Origin of the sequence: Pseudomonas sp. SLFW (assembly GCF_009905615.1) — a bacterium.
Classification (GTDB): Bacteria; Pseudomonadota; Gammaproteobacteria; order Pseudomonadales; family Pseudomonadaceae; genus Aquipseudomonas; species Aquipseudomonas bambusae.
Genome location: NZ_JAAAKW010000016.1, coordinates 21,359 through 40,607, shown reverse-complemented (window position 1 = coordinate 40,607; position 19,249 = coordinate 21,359). Strand labels below are relative to the sequence as shown.

The following is a 19,249-nucleotide window of genomic DNA, read 5'->3' as shown; positions in this document are numbered from 1 at the left end:
TAACAGGCGATTAAGCGCAGTCAAATCATGTGCCTGAAACCTTGAGCCGCCAGTCGGAACAGCCCTCGCCCTTCGCGAACCCTTTTGATCTTCGTCACATTACTTCCGGACTGGATCGATCAAATCCTCCAAGAAAGTGCTACTAAACATCTAATAAATTGTTTCTTACACCGAAGAACACTAGGCTCTTCGGTCAGGTGCGTTGCGGCTCATTGCGGGTCGCAACTCAGCTTTATCCGCAGCTTGACGATCTCGCGGCTGAATTTGACGGAGACGTTGGCGCTGCTCTTCGGCGCAATCTGCACCCGGCGCGTGCGAGGCGCCTCAGGGCCATTGCTGAATACCGCGCTGCATTTGGCGGGAACCTCGCCGTAGTTGTTCACGGTGATGCTGCCAATGTCGTACGCAGTGTCGTGGCTGTTGTAGTCGATTTCCACGCCATTGATGTGTTTTTCCACATCGATGGGGTAGGCAAAGGCGCTCAGCGGCAACATGGTCAGCAGCACACAACAGATTTTTTTCATGCGGCAGTCTCCGGTTCGGGAGTGCCAGCGTAGGACAAAAGGAACGAAAGATGAAAGCGCCCCGCGTAACCCTTGATCAATGGCGCACATTGCAGGCCGTGGTCGATCAGGGTGGTTTTGCCCAGGCGGCTGACGCCCTGCACCGCTCGCAATCTTCGGTGAGCTACACCGTGGCCCGTATGCAGGATCAGTTGGGCGTACCGTTGTTGCGCATCGACGGGCGTAAGGCCGTGCTCACCGATGCGGGCGAGGTATTGCTGCGCCGGTCTCGGCAATTGGTGAAAAATGCCAGCCAACTGGAAGACCTCGCTCATCACATGGAGCAAGGCTGGGAAGCCGAGGTGCGCCTGGTGGTCGATGCGGCGTACCCGAACGCACGGCTGGTGCGTGCGTTGACGGCCTTCATGCCGCAAAGCCGTGGTTGCCGCGTGCGATTGCGCGAAGAGGTGTTGTCCGGTGTCGAAGAGGTCCTGCTTGAAGGCGTGGCGGACCTGGCGATCAGCGGCTTCAACATTCCGGGCTATTTGGGCACAGAGATGAGCGCCGTGGAATTCGTCTCGGTGGCGCACCCCGAGCATGCACTGCACCAGATGCAGCGCGAGTTGACCTTTCAGGATCTGGAAAGCCAGCTGCAGGTGGTGATTCGCGATTCGGGCCGTAATCAACCTCGTGATGTTGGCTGGCTCGGGGCCGAACAGCGCTGGACCGTGGGCAGCCTGGCCACCGCCGCCAAGTTCGTCAGCAGCGGTCTGGGTTTCGCCTGGTTGCCCCGCCATATGATCGAACGGGAAATCAAGGAAGGCGTATTGAAAGTGCTGCCGCTGGACAAGGGCGGCAGCCGCAACCCGACCTTCTATCTGTATGCGAGCAAGGACAAGCCGCTGGGGCCTGCGACGCAGATACTCATCGAGTTGATCCAGAAATTCGACACGGCGCCATTGGATGCGCCGTTTGTGGCACAGCGGCCGACGGTGTAGCCGCACAAGCACACACCGATCCCCCTGTAGGAGCGAATTTCCTGTGGGAGCGAATTCATTCGCGAAAAATGGTTGGGGCACAGATAGGTATCGCCCGGACCGACGCCTCGCGAATGAATTCGCTCGCACAGGGGGATTATGGTGTTCAATCTCGATAACAAGGACGTCTCCCATGCCCTACTTCGAACACAACGGCTGTTCCCTGCACTACGAAGCATTCGGTCAGGGCAGCCCGGTCCTGTTGGTCCACGGCCTCGGGTCGAGTGCGCAGGATTGGGAATATCAAATTCCCGCGCTGGTTGGGCAGCACCGGGTGATCGCAGTCGACGTGCGCGGTCACGGACGCTCCGGCAAACCCCGCGAGCGCTACAGCATTCCCGGATTCAGCGCGGACATCAAAGCCCTCCTCGACCATCTGCAGCCAGGACCAGTGCATTTGGTGGGGTTGTCCATGGGCGGGATGATCGGCTTTCAACTGGCGGTCGATCACCCTCACTTGTTGAAGAGCCTGACCATCGTCAACAGCGCCCCCGAAGTCAAAATCAAGAACATCAGCGACATCCGGCAATTCGCCAAACGCTGGCTGCTGGCGCGGGTGTTCAGCATGGAGGCTATCGGCAAGGCGCTGGGCAAGAACCTGTTCCCCAAACCTGAACAAGCCGACCTGCGGCACAAGATCGCCAAACGTTGGGCACAGAATGAAAAACGCGCCTATCTCGCGAGTTTCAGTGCGATTGTGGGCTGGGGCGTGCAGGAAAAGTTATCGCGAATTCAATGCCCGACGCTGGTCGTTACTGCGAAATATGATTACACGCCGGTGGCGCTTAAAGAGGTGTACGTTAGGCTTATTCATGAGGCGAAGTTGGTGGTCATCGAGGATTCCCGACATGCAACCCCGCTGGATCAACCAGAGGAATTCAACCGGGTTCTTCTGGAGTTCTTGAAAGAAGTGGATGCATCGTCACAGGAGTGACTGTCATGAAAAACATCAAGAAAATACTGCCATTTGTTCCGCTGAGCTTGTTCGTCAGCTTGCACTCAGGCGCGGCGAGCGCCGACGAAACCTTTGGATTCCAAGCGGAAATATCGCAATTGCTAAGCCTTATCGTTAATGCCAATTTCGGAGGCTAGTGAGGGTAAGTTCAGTCCTTCCACCAACACCCAGAGCTCCACCGTAGGCTCTGTCCAAATCCCCCCAAACGTGTTTCCCTTACGTCCTGTTTTTTGCAGTCGAAAAATCACTTTTCAGGACGTCCACCCCATGCTGAAAAAAATCGCCCTCTCTGCCGCCGCCGTGCTGTTCGCCTCCAACCTGATGGCCGCGCCCGCGCCGCACGTCGTGCTGGACACCAGTTTCGGTCAGGTTGAAATCGAGCTGAATCAGGACAAGGCGCCGATCAGTACCGCGAACTTCCTCAAGTACGTGGACAGCAACTTCTACTCCAACACCATTTTCCACCGTGTGATTCCGGGCTTCATGGTCCAAGGCGGTGGTTTCACCGCGCAGATGGTGCAAAAGCCGACCAACGATCCGATCAAGAACGAAGCCGACAACGGCCTGCATAACGTTCGTGGCACCCTCGCCATGGCACGCACCTCTGACGTGAACTCGGCCACCAGCCAGTTCTTCATCAACGTCGTCGACAACGCCATGCTCGACCACGGCGCCCGCGACTACGGCTATGCGGTGTTCGGCAAGGTTGTCAAGGGCATGGACGTCGTCGACCAGATCGTCAACGTGCAGACTGGCAGCAAGGGCGGCATGCAAAACGTGCCGCTGGACCCGATTCTGATCAAGTCTGCCAAGCGCGTGAACTAAGCTTCACACGGTGTACGAAAGCCGGGCACTTGCCCGGCTTTTTCGTTTCTGGAACGCCCATCACAGGAAAAATGTGAGCAATTGCGCCGCACTGTGGTCAGATTCCGGGACGCACCCCCGTCCATCAGAATGGAGAGCCCGCTCAAGCGTGGGCGTCATAGCCAATGCTCTATCGTCGTTTCGAAAAACTGATTGATATCTTCCGCGACGCCCCGACTGTTGCTCCGCCCAACCAGGTCGTGTCGTTTTACGTTTATTACCTCAAGCAAGTCTGGCCCAGTTTTGTCGCACTGCTGGTGGTGGGTTTGATTGGCGCGCTGATCGAAGTGTCGCTGTTCAACTACCTGAGCCGCATCATCGACCTGGCTCAGGGGGCGCCTAACCCGAATTTCTTCAGTGACCACGCGTATGAGCTGATCTGGATGGTGATCGTCGCCCTCGTGCTGCGACCGGTGTTCGTGCTTTTGCACGATCTGCTGGTGCACCAGACCATCGGCCCTGGGATGACCAGCCTGATCAACTGGCAGAACCACAGCTATGTCCTCAAACAAAGCGTGAATTTCTTCCAGAGCGACTTCGCCGGACGCATCGCTCAGCGCATCGTGCAGACCGGTAACGCGTTGCGGGACTCCGCCGTGCAGGCCGTTGACGCCATGTGGCACGTGCTGATTTATTCGATCGGCGCGCTGGTTCTGTTCGCCGAAGCCGACTGGCACCTGATGATCCCGCTGATCTGCTGGATCATCGCCTTCACACTCTCGCTCTGGTGGTTCGTGCCGCGCGTGAAGGCACGCTCCGTGGTGTCGTCGGAAGCCCGTTCGAAACTGATGGGTCGCATCGTCGACGGCTACACCAACATCACTACGCTCAAGCTGTTTGCCCACACCAACTCCGAGCAGCAGTATGCACGTGAAGCCATCAGCGAGCAGACCGAAAAGACTCAGCTCGCCGGTCGCGTAATCACCGAAATGGACACGGTGATCACGACCCTGAACGGCATCCTGATCGTCTGGACCACCGGCTTGGCCCTGTGGCTGTGGACGCAATCGCTGATCTCGGTGGGTGCGATTGCCTTGGCGACCGGCCTGGTGATTCGGATCGTCAACATGTCCGGCTGGATCATGTGGGTAGTCAACGGCATCTTCGAAAACATCGGCATGGTGCAGGACGGTCTGCAGAGCATTTCCCAGCCGGTGGGCGTGTCGGACCGCGCGGCGGCGCCGACGCTGCAGATCAGCCGTGGCGAGGTGAAATTCGAGCACCTGAATTTCCAGTACGGGCCTGGCAAAGGGGTGATCAAGGAGCTGAACCTGGACATCAAACCGGGAGAAAAAATCGGTTTGATCGGCCCGTCCGGCGCAGGCAAATCGACACTGGTGAACCTGCTGCTGCGGTTGTACGACGTGCAAGGCGGGCGCATCACGATCGACGATCAGGACATTGCCCATGTGACGCAGGAAAGCCTGCGCTCGCACGTCGGCATGATCACGCAGGATACGTCGCTGCTGCACCGCTCAATTCGTGACAACTTGCAGTACGGCAAGCCCAATGCAACCGACGCCGAACTGTGGGAAGCCATGCGCAAGGCTCGCGCCGACGGGTTCATCCCGCAGCTGTCGGACGCGGAAGGACGCACCGGGCTGGATGCCCATGTGGGGGAACGCGGCGTGAAGCTGTCGGGCGGTCAACGTCAGCGCATCGCGATCACCCGAGTGCTGCTCAAGGATGCGCCGATCCTGATCATGGACGAAGCGACCTCCGCGCTGGATTCGGAAGTCGAAGCCGCCATTCAGGAAAGCCTGGAAACGCTGATGGAAGGCAAGACTGTCATCGCCATCGCCCACCGTCTTTCAACCATCGCCAAGATGGACCGGCTGATCGTGCTGGAAAACGGGCAGATCGTGGAAGACGGGTCTCATGCCGAGCTGCTGGCGCGCAAAGGGCTGTATGCGCGGTTGTGGGCGCATCAGACCGGCGGGTTTGTGGGCGTGGAAGAACTTCCATTGGCGCCGCAAACCCTGTAGCTGCGCCGGTCAGGCGAATGCGGAAAGTCAACGACGACGTCGCCCGACCCGCCCGCATTCGCCAGCACGCTGGCTTCATTAAAGTGAGCGTCAACGCTCGTTAGCGTTAGCGTTAGCGTGGCGCTTCACTTGGCCTTACGAAACACGAACACCAACCCCACCACGATCAACACCATCCCGAGCAGGCTCAGCAGCGCCAGTCGATTACCGAAGATGAGGTAGTCCATGATCGCCGTCACGGCAGGCACCAGGTAAAACAGGCTGGTGACGTTGACCAGATTTCCCTGGGCGATCAGCCGGTACAGCAGCCACGAGCCGAGCACCGACACCAGCAGCCCCATGTAGATCACTGGGACGTAGAACCCTATGACGTGCTCGAAGTGAAACGGCTGGAACGGCACGAACACCGCACACACCACCATCCCGGCGAAGTACTGCACGGGTAGCGTGCCAAGCGGATTGTCGGTGACACGCTTCTGCATGATCGAGCCGACCGTCATGCTCAGCATGCCGAGCACGCCGAACGCCATCCCGGCCAGTGAACCGCCGTCACCAATGCCTTGAAACACCACCAGGACCAGCCCGGCGAGGCCCAGACTCAGGCCAAACATCCGCGAGAAAGAACGGCTGCGTTCCAGCAAGACCGCCGTGAGGATTGGCTGCACGCCCATGATCGTCGCCATGACGCCCGGCGCAACTTTCATGTCCAGCGCCAGCAGGTAGCAGATCTGATACCCACCCAGCAGCACCACACCGGTGGCGAGTGCGTAACGCATCGACTGGCGGGTCGCTGGCAGTTTGTAGCCCAGACTCGGGATCAGAATGGCCAGCGCGAACAGCGCCACCAGAAAACGAAACAGCAGAAATGCGAAGGGGGTCGCGTGGGTCAGCCCCCATTTGGTCACGATAGCGCCGCTGCTCCAGAGCAGGACGAACAGCGTGGTAGTGGCAATCGAGGCCAGAGCTTTGTTGGCAAACATGGTGTCACCTGTGATTCAGACAAAATCGGACCCGGCAAAAAAACCGGATTCACTGATGTTTTGTTGGGGTGGCAGGCGTGATGCGACGGCGTGGAGGCAGTCGATCAGCCCAGCGCAACCACGGCAGGGGGCGAGACAGTGCTCGCGACCGGGCCGGTCACAGGAGACGGTGGGGGGTAACGCGTGATGTAGAAGGCTTGCTGGCACCCACGCGGCTCACCCACAGCAAACGCTGTGGTATCGAACACGACTTGCGAGTGGGAAGCAGGCATGGCGCTGATCTTCTACGGAATGAGGAGTGAGGTGTATCGATCTGTTTCAAGACACCGGGGCTGAATATAACCAGCGCCCGGTGCAGGATGCAACGTTTAGTTATCAGCCGAAGAGCCAGTAGCCCAACAGGGTCAGGACGACCACCGCCAGCACCGGACGCAGGATGCGATAGGCCTTGGGATTGGCGCGCTTGAACTGCTTGACCTTGCCGCTGATGCCATTGCTGAAACGCTTGCTGAAGGCGTAAGCCTGGTTGATGCCGCCCACGCGTTCGTCGTCGGTGTTCTGCGGTGCCGTGGCGCGCCCGAGAAAGGCGCTGACGCTGCGGTTGACCGAGGTCATGAAGCGGTTGCTCAACGGGCGTTCGATGTCGCAGAACAGGATCACGCGGGTGAAATCGGTTTCGTTCTTGACCCAGTGCACGTAAGTTTCGTCGAACATCACGTCTTCACCGTCGCGCCAGGCGTAGACCTTACCGTCGACAAAAATCCGGCAATCGTCGGAATTCGGTGTGGACAGACCCAAGTGGTAGCGCAAGGAACCGGCGAACGGGTCGCGGTGCGGGTTCAGGTGGCTGCCACCGGGCAACAGGGCGAACATCGCACCCTTGACGTTGGGGATGCGGCTGACCAGCTCAACGGTTTTCGGGCACAACGCTTCGGCGGACGGCAGCGGTTTGTCGTACCACTTCAGGTAAAAACGCTTCCAGCCTTTCTTGAAGAACGAACCGAAACCGGCGTCGTTGTCCTTGGCGGCCGCACGAATGTAGCCCTCGTCGAACAGGTGCATGGCTTCGTCGCGAATGGTTTCCCAGTTGTCGCGCAGCACGTCCAGCTCGGGAAATTTGCTGCGGTCCAGATAAGGCTTGGACGGCACGCTGGAGAACAGGTACATCAAGGCGTTGTACGGCGCGAACAGTGCGGAGTGGTTCACGAACTGACGCAACACCGGCAAACGCGCCTTGCCGCGCAAATGCACGTAAAGCGTGCTGCCAATGAACAGCAGCAGAATCGCCGCCTTGGCAGCGAAAGAAAAGGTCATGAAGCTCTCCTTGGAACAGGGAATTGCCTGGCGTTGATCAGCTTTTGATTCTGGGCGAAGCCCGTAGGAGCCAGCTTGCTCGCGATCGGCTGCGTAGCAGTCGCAAAACCTGGCGACTCGGTATGCCTGAACCAATCGGGTCGTCTGATTTCGCTGCCGCTGCGCGACAGATCGCGAGCAAGCTGGCTCCTACGCCCTTCGGGCAGAAGCAGTGCTGCGAACGGCCAGGCATTCTAATCACTGCAAAACACCGCCAGATGACCTGCATCACGTCTCCGGCGGGTCTGGATGGCGCCCATCATAAGCCTTCGTCGCCGCGGTAAAAAGCCGAAGCGCACGCCAAGGCGATTACTGGGTCAGTTCCTGATCCGTGAACAGGTCGCTGAACAGCATGCTCGACAGGTAACGCTCCCCCGAATCCGGCAGGATCACGACAATCGTCTTGCCCTGCATTTCCGGCTTCTCGGCCAGACGCACCGCCGCCTGCATCGCCGCGCCGCACGAAATGCCGCAGAGAATCCCCTCCTCCTGCATCAGCCGCAGGGCCATGGCCTTGGCCTCTTCATCGCTGACCAGCTCGACTTTGTCGAGGATCGACAGATCGAGGTTTTTCGGAATGAAACCGGCGCCGATGCCCTGAATCTTGTGGGGGCTGGGCGTGATTTCCTGCCCGGCGAGTGCCTGAGTGATGATCGGCGATACCATCGGCTCGACCGCGACCGACAGGATCGGCTTGCCCTGAGTGTTCTTGATGTAGCGCGACACGCCGGTGATGGTGCCGCCGGTGCCCACGCCCGCGACCAGCACGTCAATGGCGCCATCAGTGTCGTTCCAGATTTCCGGGCCGGTGGTTTTCTCATGAATCGCCGGGTTGGCCGGGTTCTCGAATTGCGCAGGCATGAAGTATTTCGCAGGGTCGCTGGCCACCAGTTCTTCGGCCTTGGCGATGGCGCCTTTCATGCCCTTGGCAGGCTCGGTCAGCACCAGCTCGGCGCCGAGGGCCTTGAGCACCTTGCGACGTTCGATGCTCATGGAAGCTGGCATGGTCAGGACCAATTTGTAGCCACGGGCCGCCGCCACGAACGCCAGACCGATCCCGGTGTTGCCGGACGTGGGCTCGACAATGGTCATCCCTGGCTTGAGTTTGCCCTTGCTCTCGGCGTCCCAGACCATGTTCGCGCCGATGCGGCATTTGACCGAATAGCCTGGATTACGCCCTTCGATCTTGGCCAGAATCGTGACCCCGCGCGGCGCGATGCGATTGATCTGCACCAGTGGAGTGTTGCCGATGGAATGGGCGTTGTCTGCGTAAATACGGCTCATGACCGGGTCCTTGTGCAGGTGGCGGAAAAGCCCAAAGCCTATGCCTTGGGCGCATATTGCGTCCAGTGCGAACGGATGACATCGGCGACAGTCAACACATCTAGCAGTCACCCTTCCTGAACACCGGAGACATCAGCCATGAAACGTCGCTATAGCTGGCCGCTGTGGACAGTCGTGGGGCTCGTTGTGCTGTTGATCGTCATACACATCGCGTTGCCGTACGTGGTGCGCAACTACCTCAATGAAAAACTGGCGGACATGGGCGACTATCGCGGCCAGGTCACGGACGTCGATCTGGCCCTGTGGCGCGGGGCTTACAAGATCAATGGCCTGAACATCGTCAAAGTCGACGGCAAGGTCCCGGTTCCACTGCTTAAAGTGCCCGTGATCGACCTGTCGGTCAGTTGGCACGCCCTCTGGTACGACCATGCCGTGGTCGCAGAGGTTGCGTTTTTGAGCCCCGAGCTGAACTTCGTCGACGGCGGCAGCAACAAGCAACAGTCCCAGACCGGTGCGGGCACCGACTGGCGTGCGCAGCTGAACAAGCTGCTGCCGATCACGCTCAACGAAGTCCGCGTGACCGATGGCAAGATCACCTTCAGCAACTTCACCTCCACGCCCAAAGTGAAGATCGAAGCCGACAAGGTCAACGCCAGCGTCTACAACATCACCAACGTGGTGGACACCGCCGGCAAACGCGACGCCCGCTTCGAAGGCAAGGCCCTGCTGCAAGGTGAGGCGCCATTGGAAACCTCGGCCACCTTCGACCCGTTCCAGAACTTCGAAGACTTCGACTTCAAGCTGCGCGCCACCAACCTGCAACTCAAAAGCATGAACGACTTCGCCTCCGCCTACGGCAAGTTCGACTTCAACGCGGGCAACGGCGACATCGTCATCGAAGCCCAGGCTAACAAAGGTCAGCTCAGCGGCTACGTCAAACCCCTGTTGCGGGACGTCGACATCTTCAACTGGCAGCAAGACGTCGAAAACAAGAACAAAGGCTTCTTCCGCTCGGTCTGGGAAGCCATGGTCGGCGCCAGCGAAACCGTGCTCAAGAACCAGCGCAAGAACCAGTTCGCCACCCGCGTCGAACTCAGCGGCAGCGTGCACAAACAGGATGTCAGCGCGTTTCAGGCCTTCCTGCAGATTCTGCAAAACGCATTCGTGCAGGCGTTCAACACGCGGTATGACAGTGGGAAGAGTGAGGCGCAGTAAGGCTGCGAAATCATTCGGTCCAGAACGTATCAACGCCTATCTGGATATCAACGGTGGGCCACTCCACGGCCCACCCATCATCTGCAACTTCCGCCGAGGCAAACGCTTGTTGGTCTTTCAAGCGTGCCAAAGCTGGCAATCTCTCAACATCATTGCTCATGTTCCGAACAACCTGTCGGTCATCGATGAAGGTCAGAGCCAGCCGATAACCACTAAGCGGCTGAACAGACTTGAGTCGCGGGCGATCCATGCGGGTCATTTAAAGCGTCCTGAGGGGTGTTTATGAAAATGTGTCGGCTGAACTATTTGAGAAGCGGCGATGGTAGCGCCAAACATGCACTCAAAAAATCAGCGTTACAATTTTCCGCCAGTCAAACCCCGACCCGCCATTCAGGGACTGAATAAAGCGTCTGCGTTCACAGTCGGGCGGGGGGCGCGTTATAGTCGCTGCATTCTTTTCGGCGTCCGGGCATCAGTGGCCGCGCCTTGTTCGAGGATTTTCCGATGAAGTTCGAAGGCACCCGCGCCTATGTCGCCACCGACGACCTGAAGCTTGCCGTGAATGCGGCGATCACCCTGGAGCGTCCGCTGCTGGTCAAGGGCGAGCCAGGCACCGGCAAGACCATGCTCGCCGAGCAACTGGCCGAATCCTTCGGTGCGAAGCTGATCACCTGGCACATCAAATCGACCACCAAGGCCCATCAAGGTCTGTATGAGTACGACGCGGTCAGCCGTTTGCGCGACTCGCAATTGGGCGTCGATAAAGTCCACGACGTGCGCAATTACCTGAAGAAAGGCAAGCTCTGGGAAGCCTTCGAGGCCGAGGAGCGGGTGATCCTGCTGATCGACGAGATCGACAAGGCCGACATCGAATTCCCTAACGACCTGCTGCAAGAACTCGACAAGATGGAGTTCTATGTTTACGAGATCGACGAGACGATCAAGGCCAAGAAACGCCCGATCATCATCATTACCTCGAACAACGAAAAAGAGCTGCCGGACGCCTTCCTGCGTCGCTGCTTCTTCCACTACATCGCCTTCCCTGACCGCACCACGCTGCAACAGATCGTCGATGTGCATTATCCGGACATCAAGAAAGACTTGGTCAGCGAAGCGCTGGACGTGTTCTTCGACGTGCGTAAAGTGCCAGGCCTTAAGAAAAAGCCCTCGACCTCCGAGCTGGTGGACTGGCTCAAGCTGCTGATGGCGGACAACATCGGTGAAGCCGTGCTGCGCGAACGCGATCCGACCAAGGCCATCCCGCCGCTGGCGGGGGCCCTGGTGAAAAACGAGCAGGACGTGCAGTTGCTTGAGCGTCTGGCGTTCATGAGCCGTCGCGGCAATCGCTGAGTTCTTCCGGATAAGTGCGGGGCCCTGTTCATGTTGCTCAACCTGTTCAACGAAATGCGTGCAGCCAAGGTGCCGGTCTCGGTGCGTGAGCTGCTGGACCTGATCAACGCCCTGAAACAGCGGGTGACGTTCGCCGACATGGACGAGTTTTACTACTTGTCCCGGGCGATTCTGGTCAAGGACGAGCGCCATTACGACAAGTTCGACCGGGCGTTCGGCGCCTATTTCAACGGCCTGGAAAAGCTCGACGATCACTTGCAGGCGCTGATCCCCGAAGACTGGCTGCGCAAGGAGTTCGAACGCTCGCTGACCGATGAAGAGCGCGCGCAGATTCAGTCGCTGGGCGGCCTCGATAAACTCATCGAAGCATTCAAGAAGCGTCTGGAAGAACAGAAAGAACGCCACGCCGGTGGCAACAAATGGATCGGCACCGGCGGCACCAGCCCGTTCGGCTCAGGCGGCTATAACCCGGAAGGCATTCGCGTCGGCGATGCGGGCAAACGTCAGGGCAAGGCCGCCAAGGTCTGGGACCAACGCGAGTACAAGAACCTCGATGATCAGGTCGAATTGGGCACGCGCAACATCAAGATCGCCCTGCGCCGCCTGCGCAAATTTGCGCGTCAAGGCGCGGCGGACGAGCTGGACATCGACGGCACCATCGACCACACCGCACGCGACGCGGGGCTGCTGAACATCCAGATGCGTCCGGAACGCCGCAACACCATCAAGCTGTTGCTGCTGTTCGACATCGGGGGCTCGATGGATGCCCACGTGAAGATCTGCGAAGAACTGTTCTCGGCCTGCAAGACCGAGTTCAAGCACATGGAGTATTTCTACTTCCACAACTTCATTTATGAATCGGTGTGGAAGAACAACCTGCGCCGCACCTCCGAGCGCACTTCAACTCAGGATTTGCTGCACAAATACGGCGCCGACTACAAAGTGATCTTCATCGGCGACGCTGCCATGGCCCCGTACGAAATCACCCAAGCGGGCGGCAGCGTCGAACACTGGAACGAAGAAGCGGGCTACGTCTGGATGCACCGTTTCATGGCCAAGTTCAAGAAAATCATCTGGATCAACCCCTACCCCAAAGACGCCTGGGGCTACACCACCTCAACCAATATCGTGCGGGATTTGATCGAAGATCAGATGTACCCGCTGACGCTGCGGGGGTTGGAGGAAGGGATGCGGTATTTGGCGAAGTAATGCTGAGACGGTAGTAGCACGGCTTGCCTGCGGTGGCGTCGTGCTAGACGACACCGTTGTTTGAGACATGACGCCTTTGGCAGCAAAGCTGGCCTCTTATTGCAACGCTAAGCCGTGTCCCTCTCAAACCGTTATCCATTACGCGAATAGATAACTGCATTTGGTGCGGTTACATTTTTCCTATTGACGAATATCCACACCGCTGATTACGTCGCTTTTTGTCAGTAGGCGATAACCCTACTGTAGATATCAAGTTCAAATACTCATCATATAAATACTTAGCCGCTAATCAGCTGAGCCTTAACAGCCTGAGTGCGGTCACAAAAAAATGGATGTTTAAAATGAGAAAAATAAAAACGTTGTGTGCTTCGCTGGCACTTGCATTACCCTTCACTCACCTCAGCGGTGCCAACGCAGAGGTTCCTGAGTCACCAGCCCCCCACATCGAGGCGCTGCCAGACAAACTTAATACCGTCATTGGAACGCTGGATAATGACAGCGATGTCAAATATTACAGCTTCACCGCTTTGCGCGGACAAAAGTTTATGGTACATGATGTTCAAAGAGGACCTAATGGATCGCAATGGAAAATCGAGTACAAAATAGACGAAGACTGGAAGCCAGTACCCACGTTTGATAGCTACATCAGTGCACCACTGCAACCTGAGCAAGAAATCCTCGTGAGAGTGGCAAAGGCCAGTGGCATAGCACTACCGCCCGGTCGAAAATTTCACATTGAATTTGGGTCCGCGCCTTTTACTCGACACACAAGGGTGTCCGGGGATGCGGAGCAATTTTCTATCTTTTTTTCCACGCCAAAGTTCATGCGCCAGGTCGATTGGGGAGCAAGCATAGAGGACTCAACCGGGCATCCTGTTGAAGGAGCGACGGTCGAATTCACAATGGCTATTGAGCATGAAGGCTCTACTCCCAGCGTGATCTCCAAAAGAACAACCGGTCTCTCAGGAGGCATCTCAGAAACGATAAAACTAAAAGATTGCCACGGCACAAAAATCTCTGATCCTTTTGTCGGCGTATACGACTTCAAGACAAAATGGCAGGTGAGCTACAACACGGGCCACTGGCATATTTCAGTACAGGGCAATAAGCAAACAGGTGTTAGCCCCGTTCCGTTCGCACACATTTGCTCGGCCAAAATCGTAAGGTAATCAGGCAGGCTCACGACGGATTCACATCGTGAGCCTTGTTGGGATTTGACCCCTGGAAATACCTCGCATAGTCCGCATTTAGTCCCTCCAGCGTTCTGTTAACCAAGACTGCCAAAGACCATATGTAACGCTTGGCCATTTCCTTGAATTCTTTGTTTTCATTTAACCATTCCGAGATCAGATTCCTTTCGTGCGGCGCAAACGTGTCCATTCCCGAAACCGGCGTAATCGTGCCATGTTCATCAACTGAAAAGCTGAAATCTTTATCCGCAAGCGTTGGGTGATTCTCAGCTAACTGTCGTTTTTGCTCTTCAAACTTGGCTCGCAGGTCATCCGCCTGGATGCTGGCTTCTTTTTTTCGCCAATCCATCCTGATTTGTTCATACATCTCGCAGGTGCTCATCGACCTAAAAAACACGCCGCCATCACCGGAGGGGCGCAGCGTATTATCAAAACGCGTCTCGTGATAAACATAATCGGACTCTGGCCGGCTTAAAATAATTTCACACTCCAGTGCCGTCTGTTCGTCTACGCGTCCATTCTTCTTAGCTTTTTCAAACGCAATCTCCACCGCTTGCCGGTACGAATGGCGACTATCTACGATCAAATCCAGGTTCATGGACAGCTCCTCATGCCAGTTGCACATGAGAGTTTTAGCGGCAGCGCTCCTAATCAGATGACCTGAGCCGGGCGCCACCCCGTTCTGACCAAAACGTAGGAATCAGGCTACAAAGCAATCAAGCCATCAGCTGCCGCAAAAATCCCACTTGCTCCCGCCACGCCACGTCCTGCACCACCGCCCTCATCCGTACCTGACTTCCCGGGAGTTTCTGCGCCAGCCGCGCCAGCGATAGCGGGGTCAGTGCGCCGAGTCGCGGATAGCCGCCGATGGTCTGGCGATCATTCAGCAGGACGATAGGTTGGCCATCCGGAGGAATCTGGATGGCGCCGAGGGGGATGCCTTCGGAGATCATCGGTTTGCCCTGGTAAACCAGTTCCGGGCCGAGCAGGCGTTGGCCCATGCGGTCGGCGCGGCTGTCGAGGGTCCAGTCGCTGTTGAAGGCGTCAAACAGGCTCAGGCCGCTGAACTGGCCGATTTGTGCACCGAGGACGACGTCCAGCGGGCGCTTATCAGTGAAGTCGGGGATGAGGTGATCGGGCAGCATGTGCAGTTCGAAAGCCGCGCCGAAGTAACGCAACGAATCACCTTCGCGCAACGCTTTGCCCGTGCCGTCCAGACCGCCAAGCCCTTCCCTTCCCACCGTCGCGCGACTGCCCAACACGTCAAGGGCATCAAAACCACCGGGGGCAGCGAGGTAGGCGCGGGCGCCGGAAACCGGTTGCGTGAAGCGCAGTTGCTGGCCCTTGCGGACGAAAAAGCTGCGCCACGGTGCGACAGAGCGGTCATCGAGCATCGCACCCAGATCGGCACCGGCCAGCGCAAGGCAGCAGTCGGTTTCGGCGACCAGCGTCAGGCCACCCAAGGTGATTTCGATCACGGCGGCATTCAAGGGATTGTTCAGCAGCTTGTTCGCCCACGCCATGGACACCCAGTCCAGCGCGCCACCCTGGGTCACGCCGAGATAACGCACGCCAAAACGCCCGGCGTCTTGCAGCAGGCACAGCGGCGTGCTGTTTTTGACCGTCAACAGGCTCATGCCAAGGCCTCCAGTGGGGTGTCGTCGCCGCCCAAGCGAATGAATTCGGCGTGATCGATGGGCGCGAAACGCACGGTGTCGCCGGGTTGCATCAAGCTGTAGCCGTCGATGTCGCGGTCGAACAATTTCGCGGGGGTGCGACCGAGGATGTTCCAGCCGCCGGGGGACTCAAGGGGATAAGCCGCTGTCTGGCGCTCGGCAATGCCCACGCTGCCTGCCGCGACGCGTTTGCGCGGGGTTTTGATGCGTGGGGCGGCGAGGATTTCTTCGACCAGCCCCATAAAGGCGAATCCCGGCGCGAAGCCCAGCGCGAACACTTGGTACTCACGCTCACTGTGACGCCGAATCACTTCGTCCACCGGCAGGCCACTGCGTTGGGACAGCAGCGTCAGTTCCGGGCCGACGCGGAGGTCGTACCAGACCGGCAGTACATGCTGTCGGCCTGCTTTGGCGGAGTCCGGCGACAGGTCCTCCAGCGCTCGGGCGATCACCTCGCGAGCTTGTTGAGGGCTGAGCGCCATCAGGTCGTAATGCACCATCAGCGTGGTGTACGACGGCACCAGATCGATCAAATGCGCACCGAATCCTTTACGCAGATGCAGGCTGGCGGCGAGCATCCACGGCATATTGGCTTCGTCGATGGCGTCGAACAGGCGCACCATCAGGCAATCGATCGCAACGACTTCAATGCGCAGGTTCATGAGGCGGACGTCTGCCCCAGGGCTTCACGGATACGTTGCACAGCCGCGATGGAGCTGGCGTTGTCGCCGTGCACGCAGAGGGTATCGACCTTGAGCAGCAATTCGCTGCCGTCGCTGGCGATCAGTGCTTCGCCACGGGACAACGTCATGGCCTGGCCGATGATATGTTCGGGATCATGGTGTACGGCCCCCGGCAGGTTGCGCGACACCAGACGCCCCGCGCTGTCATAGGCGCGGTCGGCGAAGGCTTCGAACCAGAGGCTGACGCCGAACTCATCGGCAATGGCCTGCGCCCCGCTGTTGTCGCGCATGGACAGCAGCATCAGCGGCAGTTCGGCGTTGTAACGGGCGATGCCTTCGATGACTGCGCGCAGCTGCGCCGGGTTAACCATCATGTCGTTGTACATCGCGCCATGGGGCTTGACGTAGCTGACCCGCCCACCTTGAGCGCGGGACACGCCGTCCAGCGCGCCGATCTGGTAATGCAGCAGGTCTTGGATTTCTTGCGACGAGCAGGCCATCGACCGACGCCCGAAACCCACCAGATCCGGGTACGCGGGGTGCGCGCCGATGGTGACGTTGTGGGTCAAGGCCAAGGCCACGGTTTTGCGCATGACGCTGGGGTCACCCGCATGAAAGCCGCAGGCGATGTTGGCGCAGTCGATGTACGGCATGACCTCGGCGTCCAGACCCATGGTCCAGGCGCCGTAGCTTTCACCGATATCACAATTCAATAACAGGCGGCCCAAGGGATGATCTCCTGTGCGGCTGAAGGTTGGGGACGAGGCTTGAGTCTACGCGTGGGAAGCATCGCTTTGCAGCGCTGAAACACGCCTGTCATGTGTAGGCGCATTCTTGGGCGGGAGTGGATGAAGCGTCCAACTAATAAAAGCGGAGGGAGGGGATAAGAAAAAGTGAACGGTCCAGTGTCCGGAATGGCGTCGAACCTGTAGGAGTGAGCTTGCTCGCGATGCGGAGGGTCAGCCGGCGCAACGGTGACTGACAGTCCCCATCGCGAGCAAGCTCACTCCTACAGAAGAGCGGTCGCGCTCGTCACTCCCAATCCCGATTCACCTTGCGCACATGATGCCGTCCCACGAATACCCAATCGATGAACAGCACGAAGCTTTCGATCACTAGCGAGAACAGCAGCGCGCAGATCAGCCCCCAGCCGATGACTTCGGGCGACAGCAATACCTGCCACGTGTAGCCATTCCACGTTTCGTTGCGAATGTCCGCATCGGCGGCGGTCAGGACATGCCAGGCGCGCATGTACCACGGGCCTTGCAGCGCCATCCACTCGCGGTCGAGTACCTGAGTGCGACCCAGCAGGTTGCTGATGTTGTTGGCATCGGTTTTGAACACCGGGTCGTCGCTGCTGCGGTAATGCTGGATCAGCGCTTGCACGTCGCCGTTGAAGAAGCGCGAAGCGGTGTCGTTGTAGCCCCGCATGTTCTGCTGCGCTTCCATCAGGTGCGCTTCGACGCGCTTGCTGTAGTCGCTGATGAAGCCGGGAATCTGCACGCCGATCAACAGGCCTGCCGTGAACAACACCAGTCGCAGATAGCTTCGCAGCATAGGTCCCTCTCAGTCAGGATTGGCCTTCGGCCACGCATTCGCCGCGACGCCACAGGCTCCAGTGGCCGGGCTCGTAGCGATTCCAGGTTTCGTTCTCGGTCAATGGCTCGGTGGCAATCACCGTCACCACGTCATTGGGCGTGGTTTCGGCCTGAAAATCGACGATCACGTCGACATCCTTGAGCCGTGCCGGACCGAACGGCGCGCGCCGTGTGATGTGCACCAGCTTGGTGGAGCAGAAGCAAAACAGCCAGCCGCCATCACTGAGCAAGCCATTGAACACGCCCTTGCTTCGGTATTCGTTGCAGGCTTGGACCAGCGTCGGCAGCAGCTGTTCGATCTCGACCGGCTCGGGAAACGCCTCGCGCACCCGGTTCAACAGGTCGCAGAACGCGGCTTCACTGTCGGTGTCGCCCACCGGGCGGTAGAACGTTGCGCTCGGGTGAAAGTCCGCCAGCTGGCCGTTGTGAGCGAAACACCAGTTGCGGCCCCACAGCTCGCGCACGAAAGGATGGGTGTTGGACAGGCAGACCTTGCCGACGTTGGCCTGACGAATGTGGCCAATCACCACCTCGCTCTTGATCGGGTAGCGCTGCACCAGTTGCGCGACTTCCGACTCGCTGCTGGCGGCCGGGTCCTGAAACAGACGCAGGCCGCGCCCTTCATAAAAGCCGATGCCCCAACCGTCGCGGTGGGGACCGGTGCGACCGCCGCGCTGCATCAGCCCGGTAAAGCTGAACACGATGTCGGTCGGTACGTTGGCACTCATGCCCAGAAGTTCACACATGCTCAGGTCTCGATGGGGTCAGTGGCTGGCTGACCAGTTACAACTTTGGCTCGACCCGATGACGGCCAACAGTACCGCCGTTGGCAGGTGCTGCCGGGCTGGCAAAACGCGAAGGGCCCGGCGCGGCGAACGGCTCATCGTCTTTTTCCTGAGCTTTCTGCTCGGCAGCGGCCTGTGCGGCAGCCGCTTCGGCATGGGCCTGACGGGCTTTTTTCTTGCGCAGGAACGGCAAGCGGATCAACGCGAAAATGACGTAGGCGCCCAAGGCAATGGCGCCATAGGTCGAAAGGTCGAGCGCGGCGCGCCAGACGTTATTGCCGACCTTGAGCCCCAGGTCCAGGAAGCTGATGGCCAGCGCCGGGGCATAAATGTCCTTCGCCGGGTCGATGATGGTCGGGCAGAACAGCAGGACCGCGCCGATCACCCGCAGCGGTTCGCGCAAGTAGCGCCACATCCAGCCGGTCAGCTTGAACCACACCAACAGACAGCCCAACGCGGCGAACGCGTAAAGGCCCCAGGCAATCAGATAGTCGTTGTCGGTCATGACGTCCGTGGTAAGGCAGGTAAAGAGGCGCTTATGATAACGACTTTTCGCCAGCCTGGCTTACCCGGCTGTAGTTA

General features: G+C 58.6%; 22 protein-coding genes. 9 read left to right on the top strand and 13 right to left on the bottom strand.

The features are described 5' to 3' along the window. Nucleotides 1-209 precede the first annotated feature (209 nt). Nucleotides 210-524: a 3-phosphoglycerate kinase gene (locus GVN17_RS23085; RefSeq protein ID WP_166597578.1), complete on the bottom strand. Its 315-nt coding sequence runs from the start codon at nucleotides 522-524 to the stop codon at nucleotides 210-212. 50 nt (nucleotides 525-574) lie between these two features. Here GVN17_RS23085 and GVN17_RS23080 point away from each other — a divergent pair, with 50 nt between their 5' ends. The 5 genes from GVN17_RS23080 to GVN17_RS23060 all read left to right on the top strand — a co-directional run bounded on the left by GVN17_RS23080 (nucleotide 575) and on the right by GVN17_RS23060 (nucleotide 5,344). Then, nucleotides 575-1,501, top strand: a complete 927-nt coding sequence (locus GVN17_RS23080) for a LysR family transcriptional regulator (protein WP_166597577.1) — start codon at nucleotides 575-577, stop codon at nucleotides 1,499-1,501. A gap of 172 nt (nucleotides 1,502-1,673) precedes the next feature. Beyond that, nucleotides 1,674-2,474, top strand: a complete 801-nt coding sequence (locus tag GVN17_RS23075; RefSeq protein ID WP_166597576.1) for an alpha/beta fold hydrolase — start codon at nucleotides 1,674-1,676, stop codon at nucleotides 2,472-2,474. 5 nt (nucleotides 2,475-2,479) lie between these two features. Beyond that, nucleotides 2,480-2,632 (top strand): hypothetical protein, encoded by a 153-nt coding sequence (locus GVN17_RS23070; protein WP_166597575.1) that lies wholly within the window; start codon nucleotides 2,480-2,482, stop codon nucleotides 2,630-2,632. 130 nt (nucleotides 2,633-2,762) lie between these two features. Next, entirely contained in the window at nucleotides 2,763-3,320 is a 558-nt protein-coding gene (locus tag GVN17_RS23065; protein WP_166597574.1) for a peptidylprolyl isomerase, read from the top strand. A gap of 164 nt (nucleotides 3,321-3,484) precedes the next feature. Further along, entirely contained in the window at nucleotides 3,485-5,344 is a 1,860-nt protein-coding gene (locus tag GVN17_RS23060) for an ABC transporter ATP-binding protein (protein WP_166597573.1), read from the top strand. 125 nt (nucleotides 5,345-5,469) lie between these two features. Here the strand turns inward: GVN17_RS23060 and GVN17_RS23055 are convergent, their stop codons facing one another. The 4 genes from GVN17_RS23055 to cysK all read right to left on the bottom strand — a co-directional run bounded on the left by GVN17_RS23055 (nucleotide 5,470) and on the right by cysK (nucleotide 8,961). Continuing rightward, nucleotides 5,470-6,324 carry a DMT family transporter gene (locus GVN17_RS23055; protein WP_166597572.1) on the bottom strand — a complete coding sequence of 285 codons (855 nt, stop codon included), beginning with the start codon at nucleotides 6,322-6,324 and terminating at the stop codon, nucleotides 5,470-5,472. 104 nt (nucleotides 6,325-6,428) lie between these two features. Then, the gene (locus tag GVN17_RS23050) at nucleotides 6,429-6,596 is read right to left on the bottom strand and encodes a hypothetical protein (RefSeq protein WP_166597571.1); all 168 of its coding nucleotides are present in this window, start codon (nucleotides 6,594-6,596) and stop codon (nucleotides 6,429-6,431) included. Between the two features lie 103 nt (nucleotides 6,597-6,699). Then, the gene (locus GVN17_RS23045; protein ID WP_166597570.1) at nucleotides 6,700-7,638 is read right to left on the bottom strand and encodes an aspartyl/asparaginyl beta-hydroxylase domain-containing protein; all 939 of its coding nucleotides are present in this window, start codon (nucleotides 7,636-7,638) and stop codon (nucleotides 6,700-6,702) included. Nucleotides 7,639-7,986: 348 nt separating this feature from the next. Next, a complete protein-coding gene (gene cysK, locus GVN17_RS23040; protein ID WP_166597569.1) occupies nucleotides 7,987-8,961 on the bottom strand; it encodes a cysteine synthase A in 975 nt (324 codons plus the stop codon). Nucleotides 8,962-9,099: 138 nt separating this feature from the next. On the opposite strand from cysK, the gene GVN17_RS23035 reads away from it, so the two are divergent. Next, nucleotides 9,100-10,176, top strand: coding sequence for a DUF748 domain-containing protein (locus tag GVN17_RS23035; protein WP_166597568.1), 1,077 nt, complete (start codon nucleotides 9,100-9,102; stop codon nucleotides 10,174-10,176). A gap of 10 nt (nucleotides 10,177-10,186) precedes the next feature. On the opposite strand, the gene GVN17_RS23030 is transcribed toward GVN17_RS23035, so the two are convergent. Further along, complete coding sequence (locus tag GVN17_RS23030; protein WP_166597567.1) at nucleotides 10,187-10,435, bottom strand: DUF2442 domain-containing protein; 249 nt, start codon at nucleotides 10,433-10,435, stop codon at nucleotides 10,187-10,189. Nucleotides 10,436-10,680: 245 nt separating this feature from the next. Between GVN17_RS23030 and GVN17_RS23025 the strand changes: the two genes are divergently transcribed. From GVN17_RS23025 to GVN17_RS23015, 3 genes are all read left to right on the top strand, one after another. Then, entirely contained in the window at nucleotides 10,681-11,526 is an 846-nt protein-coding gene (locus GVN17_RS23025; RefSeq protein ID WP_166597566.1) for a MoxR family ATPase, read from the top strand. A 30-nt stretch (nucleotides 11,527-11,556) separates the two neighbouring features. Next, entirely contained in the window at nucleotides 11,557-12,735 is a 1,179-nt protein-coding gene (locus tag GVN17_RS23020) for a VWA domain-containing protein (RefSeq protein WP_166597565.1), read from the top strand. A 341-nt stretch (nucleotides 12,736-13,076) separates the two neighbouring features. Further along, complete coding sequence (locus GVN17_RS23015; RefSeq protein ID WP_166597564.1) at nucleotides 13,077-13,904, top strand: hypothetical protein; 828 nt, start codon at nucleotides 13,077-13,079, stop codon at nucleotides 13,902-13,904. Between the two features lie 10 nt (nucleotides 13,905-13,914). Here GVN17_RS23015 and GVN17_RS23010 read toward each other — a convergent pair whose 3' ends face one another. From GVN17_RS23010 to GVN17_RS22980, 7 genes are all read right to left on the bottom strand, one after another. Then, nucleotides 13,915-14,523, bottom strand: a complete 609-nt coding sequence (locus tag GVN17_RS23010) for a hypothetical protein (protein WP_166597563.1) — start codon at nucleotides 14,521-14,523, stop codon at nucleotides 13,915-13,917. A 118-nt stretch (nucleotides 14,524-14,641) separates the two neighbouring features. Then, on the bottom strand, nucleotides 14,642-15,562 hold the full coding sequence (locus GVN17_RS23005) for a biotin-dependent carboxyltransferase family protein (protein WP_166597562.1): 921 nt from the start codon (nucleotides 15,560-15,562) through the stop codon (nucleotides 14,642-14,644). Next, a complete protein-coding gene (locus GVN17_RS23000) occupies nucleotides 15,559-16,263 on the bottom strand; it encodes an allophanate hydrolase subunit 1 (RefSeq protein ID WP_166597561.1) in 705 nt (234 codons plus the stop codon). The genes GVN17_RS23005 and GVN17_RS23000 overlap by 4 nt, the downstream gene beginning before the upstream one ends. Beyond that, complete coding sequence (locus GVN17_RS22995) at nucleotides 16,260-17,012, bottom strand: 5-oxoprolinase subunit PxpA (RefSeq protein WP_166597560.1); 753 nt, start codon at nucleotides 17,010-17,012, stop codon at nucleotides 16,260-16,262. The genes GVN17_RS23000 and GVN17_RS22995 overlap by 4 nt, the downstream gene beginning before the upstream one ends. A gap of 304 nt (nucleotides 17,013-17,316) precedes the next feature. Next, on the bottom strand, nucleotides 17,317-17,841 hold the full coding sequence (locus tag GVN17_RS22990) for a DUF2937 family protein (protein WP_166597559.1): 525 nt from the start codon (nucleotides 17,839-17,841) through the stop codon (nucleotides 17,317-17,319). A gap of 13 nt (nucleotides 17,842-17,854) precedes the next feature. Beyond that, a complete protein-coding gene (locus tag GVN17_RS22985; RefSeq protein ID WP_166597558.1) occupies nucleotides 17,855-18,628 on the bottom strand; it encodes a class II glutamine amidotransferase in 774 nt (257 codons plus the stop codon). A gap of 37 nt (nucleotides 18,629-18,665) precedes the next feature. Next, a complete protein-coding gene (locus GVN17_RS22980; protein ID WP_166597557.1) occupies nucleotides 18,666-19,172 on the bottom strand; it encodes an MFS transporter in 507 nt (168 codons plus the stop codon). Nucleotides 19,173-19,249: the final 77 nt, after the last annotated feature.

Excerpts from the sequence above, each read along its gene's own strand:
- GVN17_RS23025 (WP_166597566.1), top strand. The coding sequence starts at position 10,681 with ATGAAGTTCGAAGGCACCCGCGCCTATGTCGCCACCGACGACCTGAAG.
- GVN17_RS22980 (WP_166597557.1), bottom strand. The coding sequence starts at position 19,172 with ATGACCGACAACGACTATCTGATTGCCTGGGGCCTTTACGCGTTCGCC.
- GVN17_RS23030 (WP_166597567.1), bottom strand. The coding sequence starts at position 10,435 with ATGACCCGCATGGATCGCCCGCGACTCAAGTCTGTTCAGCCGCTTAGT.
- GVN17_RS23070 (WP_166597575.1), top strand. The coding sequence starts at position 2,480 with ATGAAAAACATCAAGAAAATACTGCCATTTGTTCCGCTGAGCTTGTTC.
- GVN17_RS23000 (WP_166597561.1), bottom strand. The coding sequence starts at position 16,263 with ATGAACCTGCGCATTGAAGTCGTTGCGATCGATTGCCTGATGGTGCGC.
- GVN17_RS22990 (WP_166597559.1), bottom strand. The coding sequence starts at position 17,841 with ATGCTGCGAAGCTATCTGCGACTGGTGTTGTTCACGGCAGGCCTGTTG.
- cysK (WP_166597569.1), bottom strand. The coding sequence starts at position 8,961 with ATGAGCCGTATTTACGCAGACAACGCCCATTCCATCGGCAACACTCCA.
- GVN17_RS23010 (WP_166597563.1), bottom strand. The coding sequence starts at position 14,523 with ATGAACCTGGATTTGATCGTAGATAGTCGCCATTCGTACCGGCAAGCG.
- GVN17_RS23035 (WP_166597568.1), top strand. The coding sequence starts at position 9,100 with ATGAAACGTCGCTATAGCTGGCCGCTGTGGACAGTCGTGGGGCTCGTT.
- GVN17_RS23015 (WP_166597564.1), top strand. The coding sequence starts at position 13,077 with ATGAGAAAAATAAAAACGTTGTGTGCTTCGCTGGCACTTGCATTACCC.
- GVN17_RS23045 (WP_166597570.1), bottom strand. The coding sequence starts at position 7,638 with ATGACCTTTTCTTTCGCTGCCAAGGCGGCGATTCTGCTGCTGTTCATT.
- GVN17_RS23055 (WP_166597572.1), bottom strand. The coding sequence starts at position 6,324 with ATGTTTGCCAACAAAGCTCTGGCCTCGATTGCCACTACCACGCTGTTC.
- GVN17_RS23065 (WP_166597574.1), top strand. The coding sequence starts at position 2,763 with ATGCTGAAAAAAATCGCCCTCTCTGCCGCCGCCGTGCTGTTCGCCTCC.
- GVN17_RS23075 (WP_166597576.1), top strand. The coding sequence starts at position 1,674 with ATGCCCTACTTCGAACACAACGGCTGTTCCCTGCACTACGAAGCATTC.
- GVN17_RS23020 (WP_166597565.1), top strand. The coding sequence starts at position 11,557 with ATGTTGCTCAACCTGTTCAACGAAATGCGTGCAGCCAAGGTGCCGGTC.
- GVN17_RS23050 (WP_166597571.1), bottom strand. The coding sequence starts at position 6,596 with ATGCCTGCTTCCCACTCGCAAGTCGTGTTCGATACCACAGCGTTTGCT.
- GVN17_RS23005 (WP_166597562.1), bottom strand. The coding sequence starts at position 15,562 with ATGAGCCTGTTGACGGTCAAAAACAGCACGCCGCTGTGCCTGCTGCAA.
- GVN17_RS23080 (WP_166597577.1), top strand. The coding sequence starts at position 575 with ATGAAAGCGCCCCGCGTAACCCTTGATCAATGGCGCACATTGCAGGCC.
- GVN17_RS22985 (WP_166597558.1), bottom strand. The coding sequence starts at position 18,628 with ATGTGTGAACTTCTGGGCATGAGTGCCAACGTACCGACCGACATCGTG.
- GVN17_RS23060 (WP_166597573.1), top strand. The coding sequence starts at position 3,485 with ATGCTCTATCGTCGTTTCGAAAAACTGATTGATATCTTCCGCGACGCC.
- GVN17_RS23085 (WP_166597578.1), bottom strand. The coding sequence starts at position 524 with ATGAAAAAAATCTGTTGTGTGCTGCTGACCATGTTGCCGCTGAGCGCC.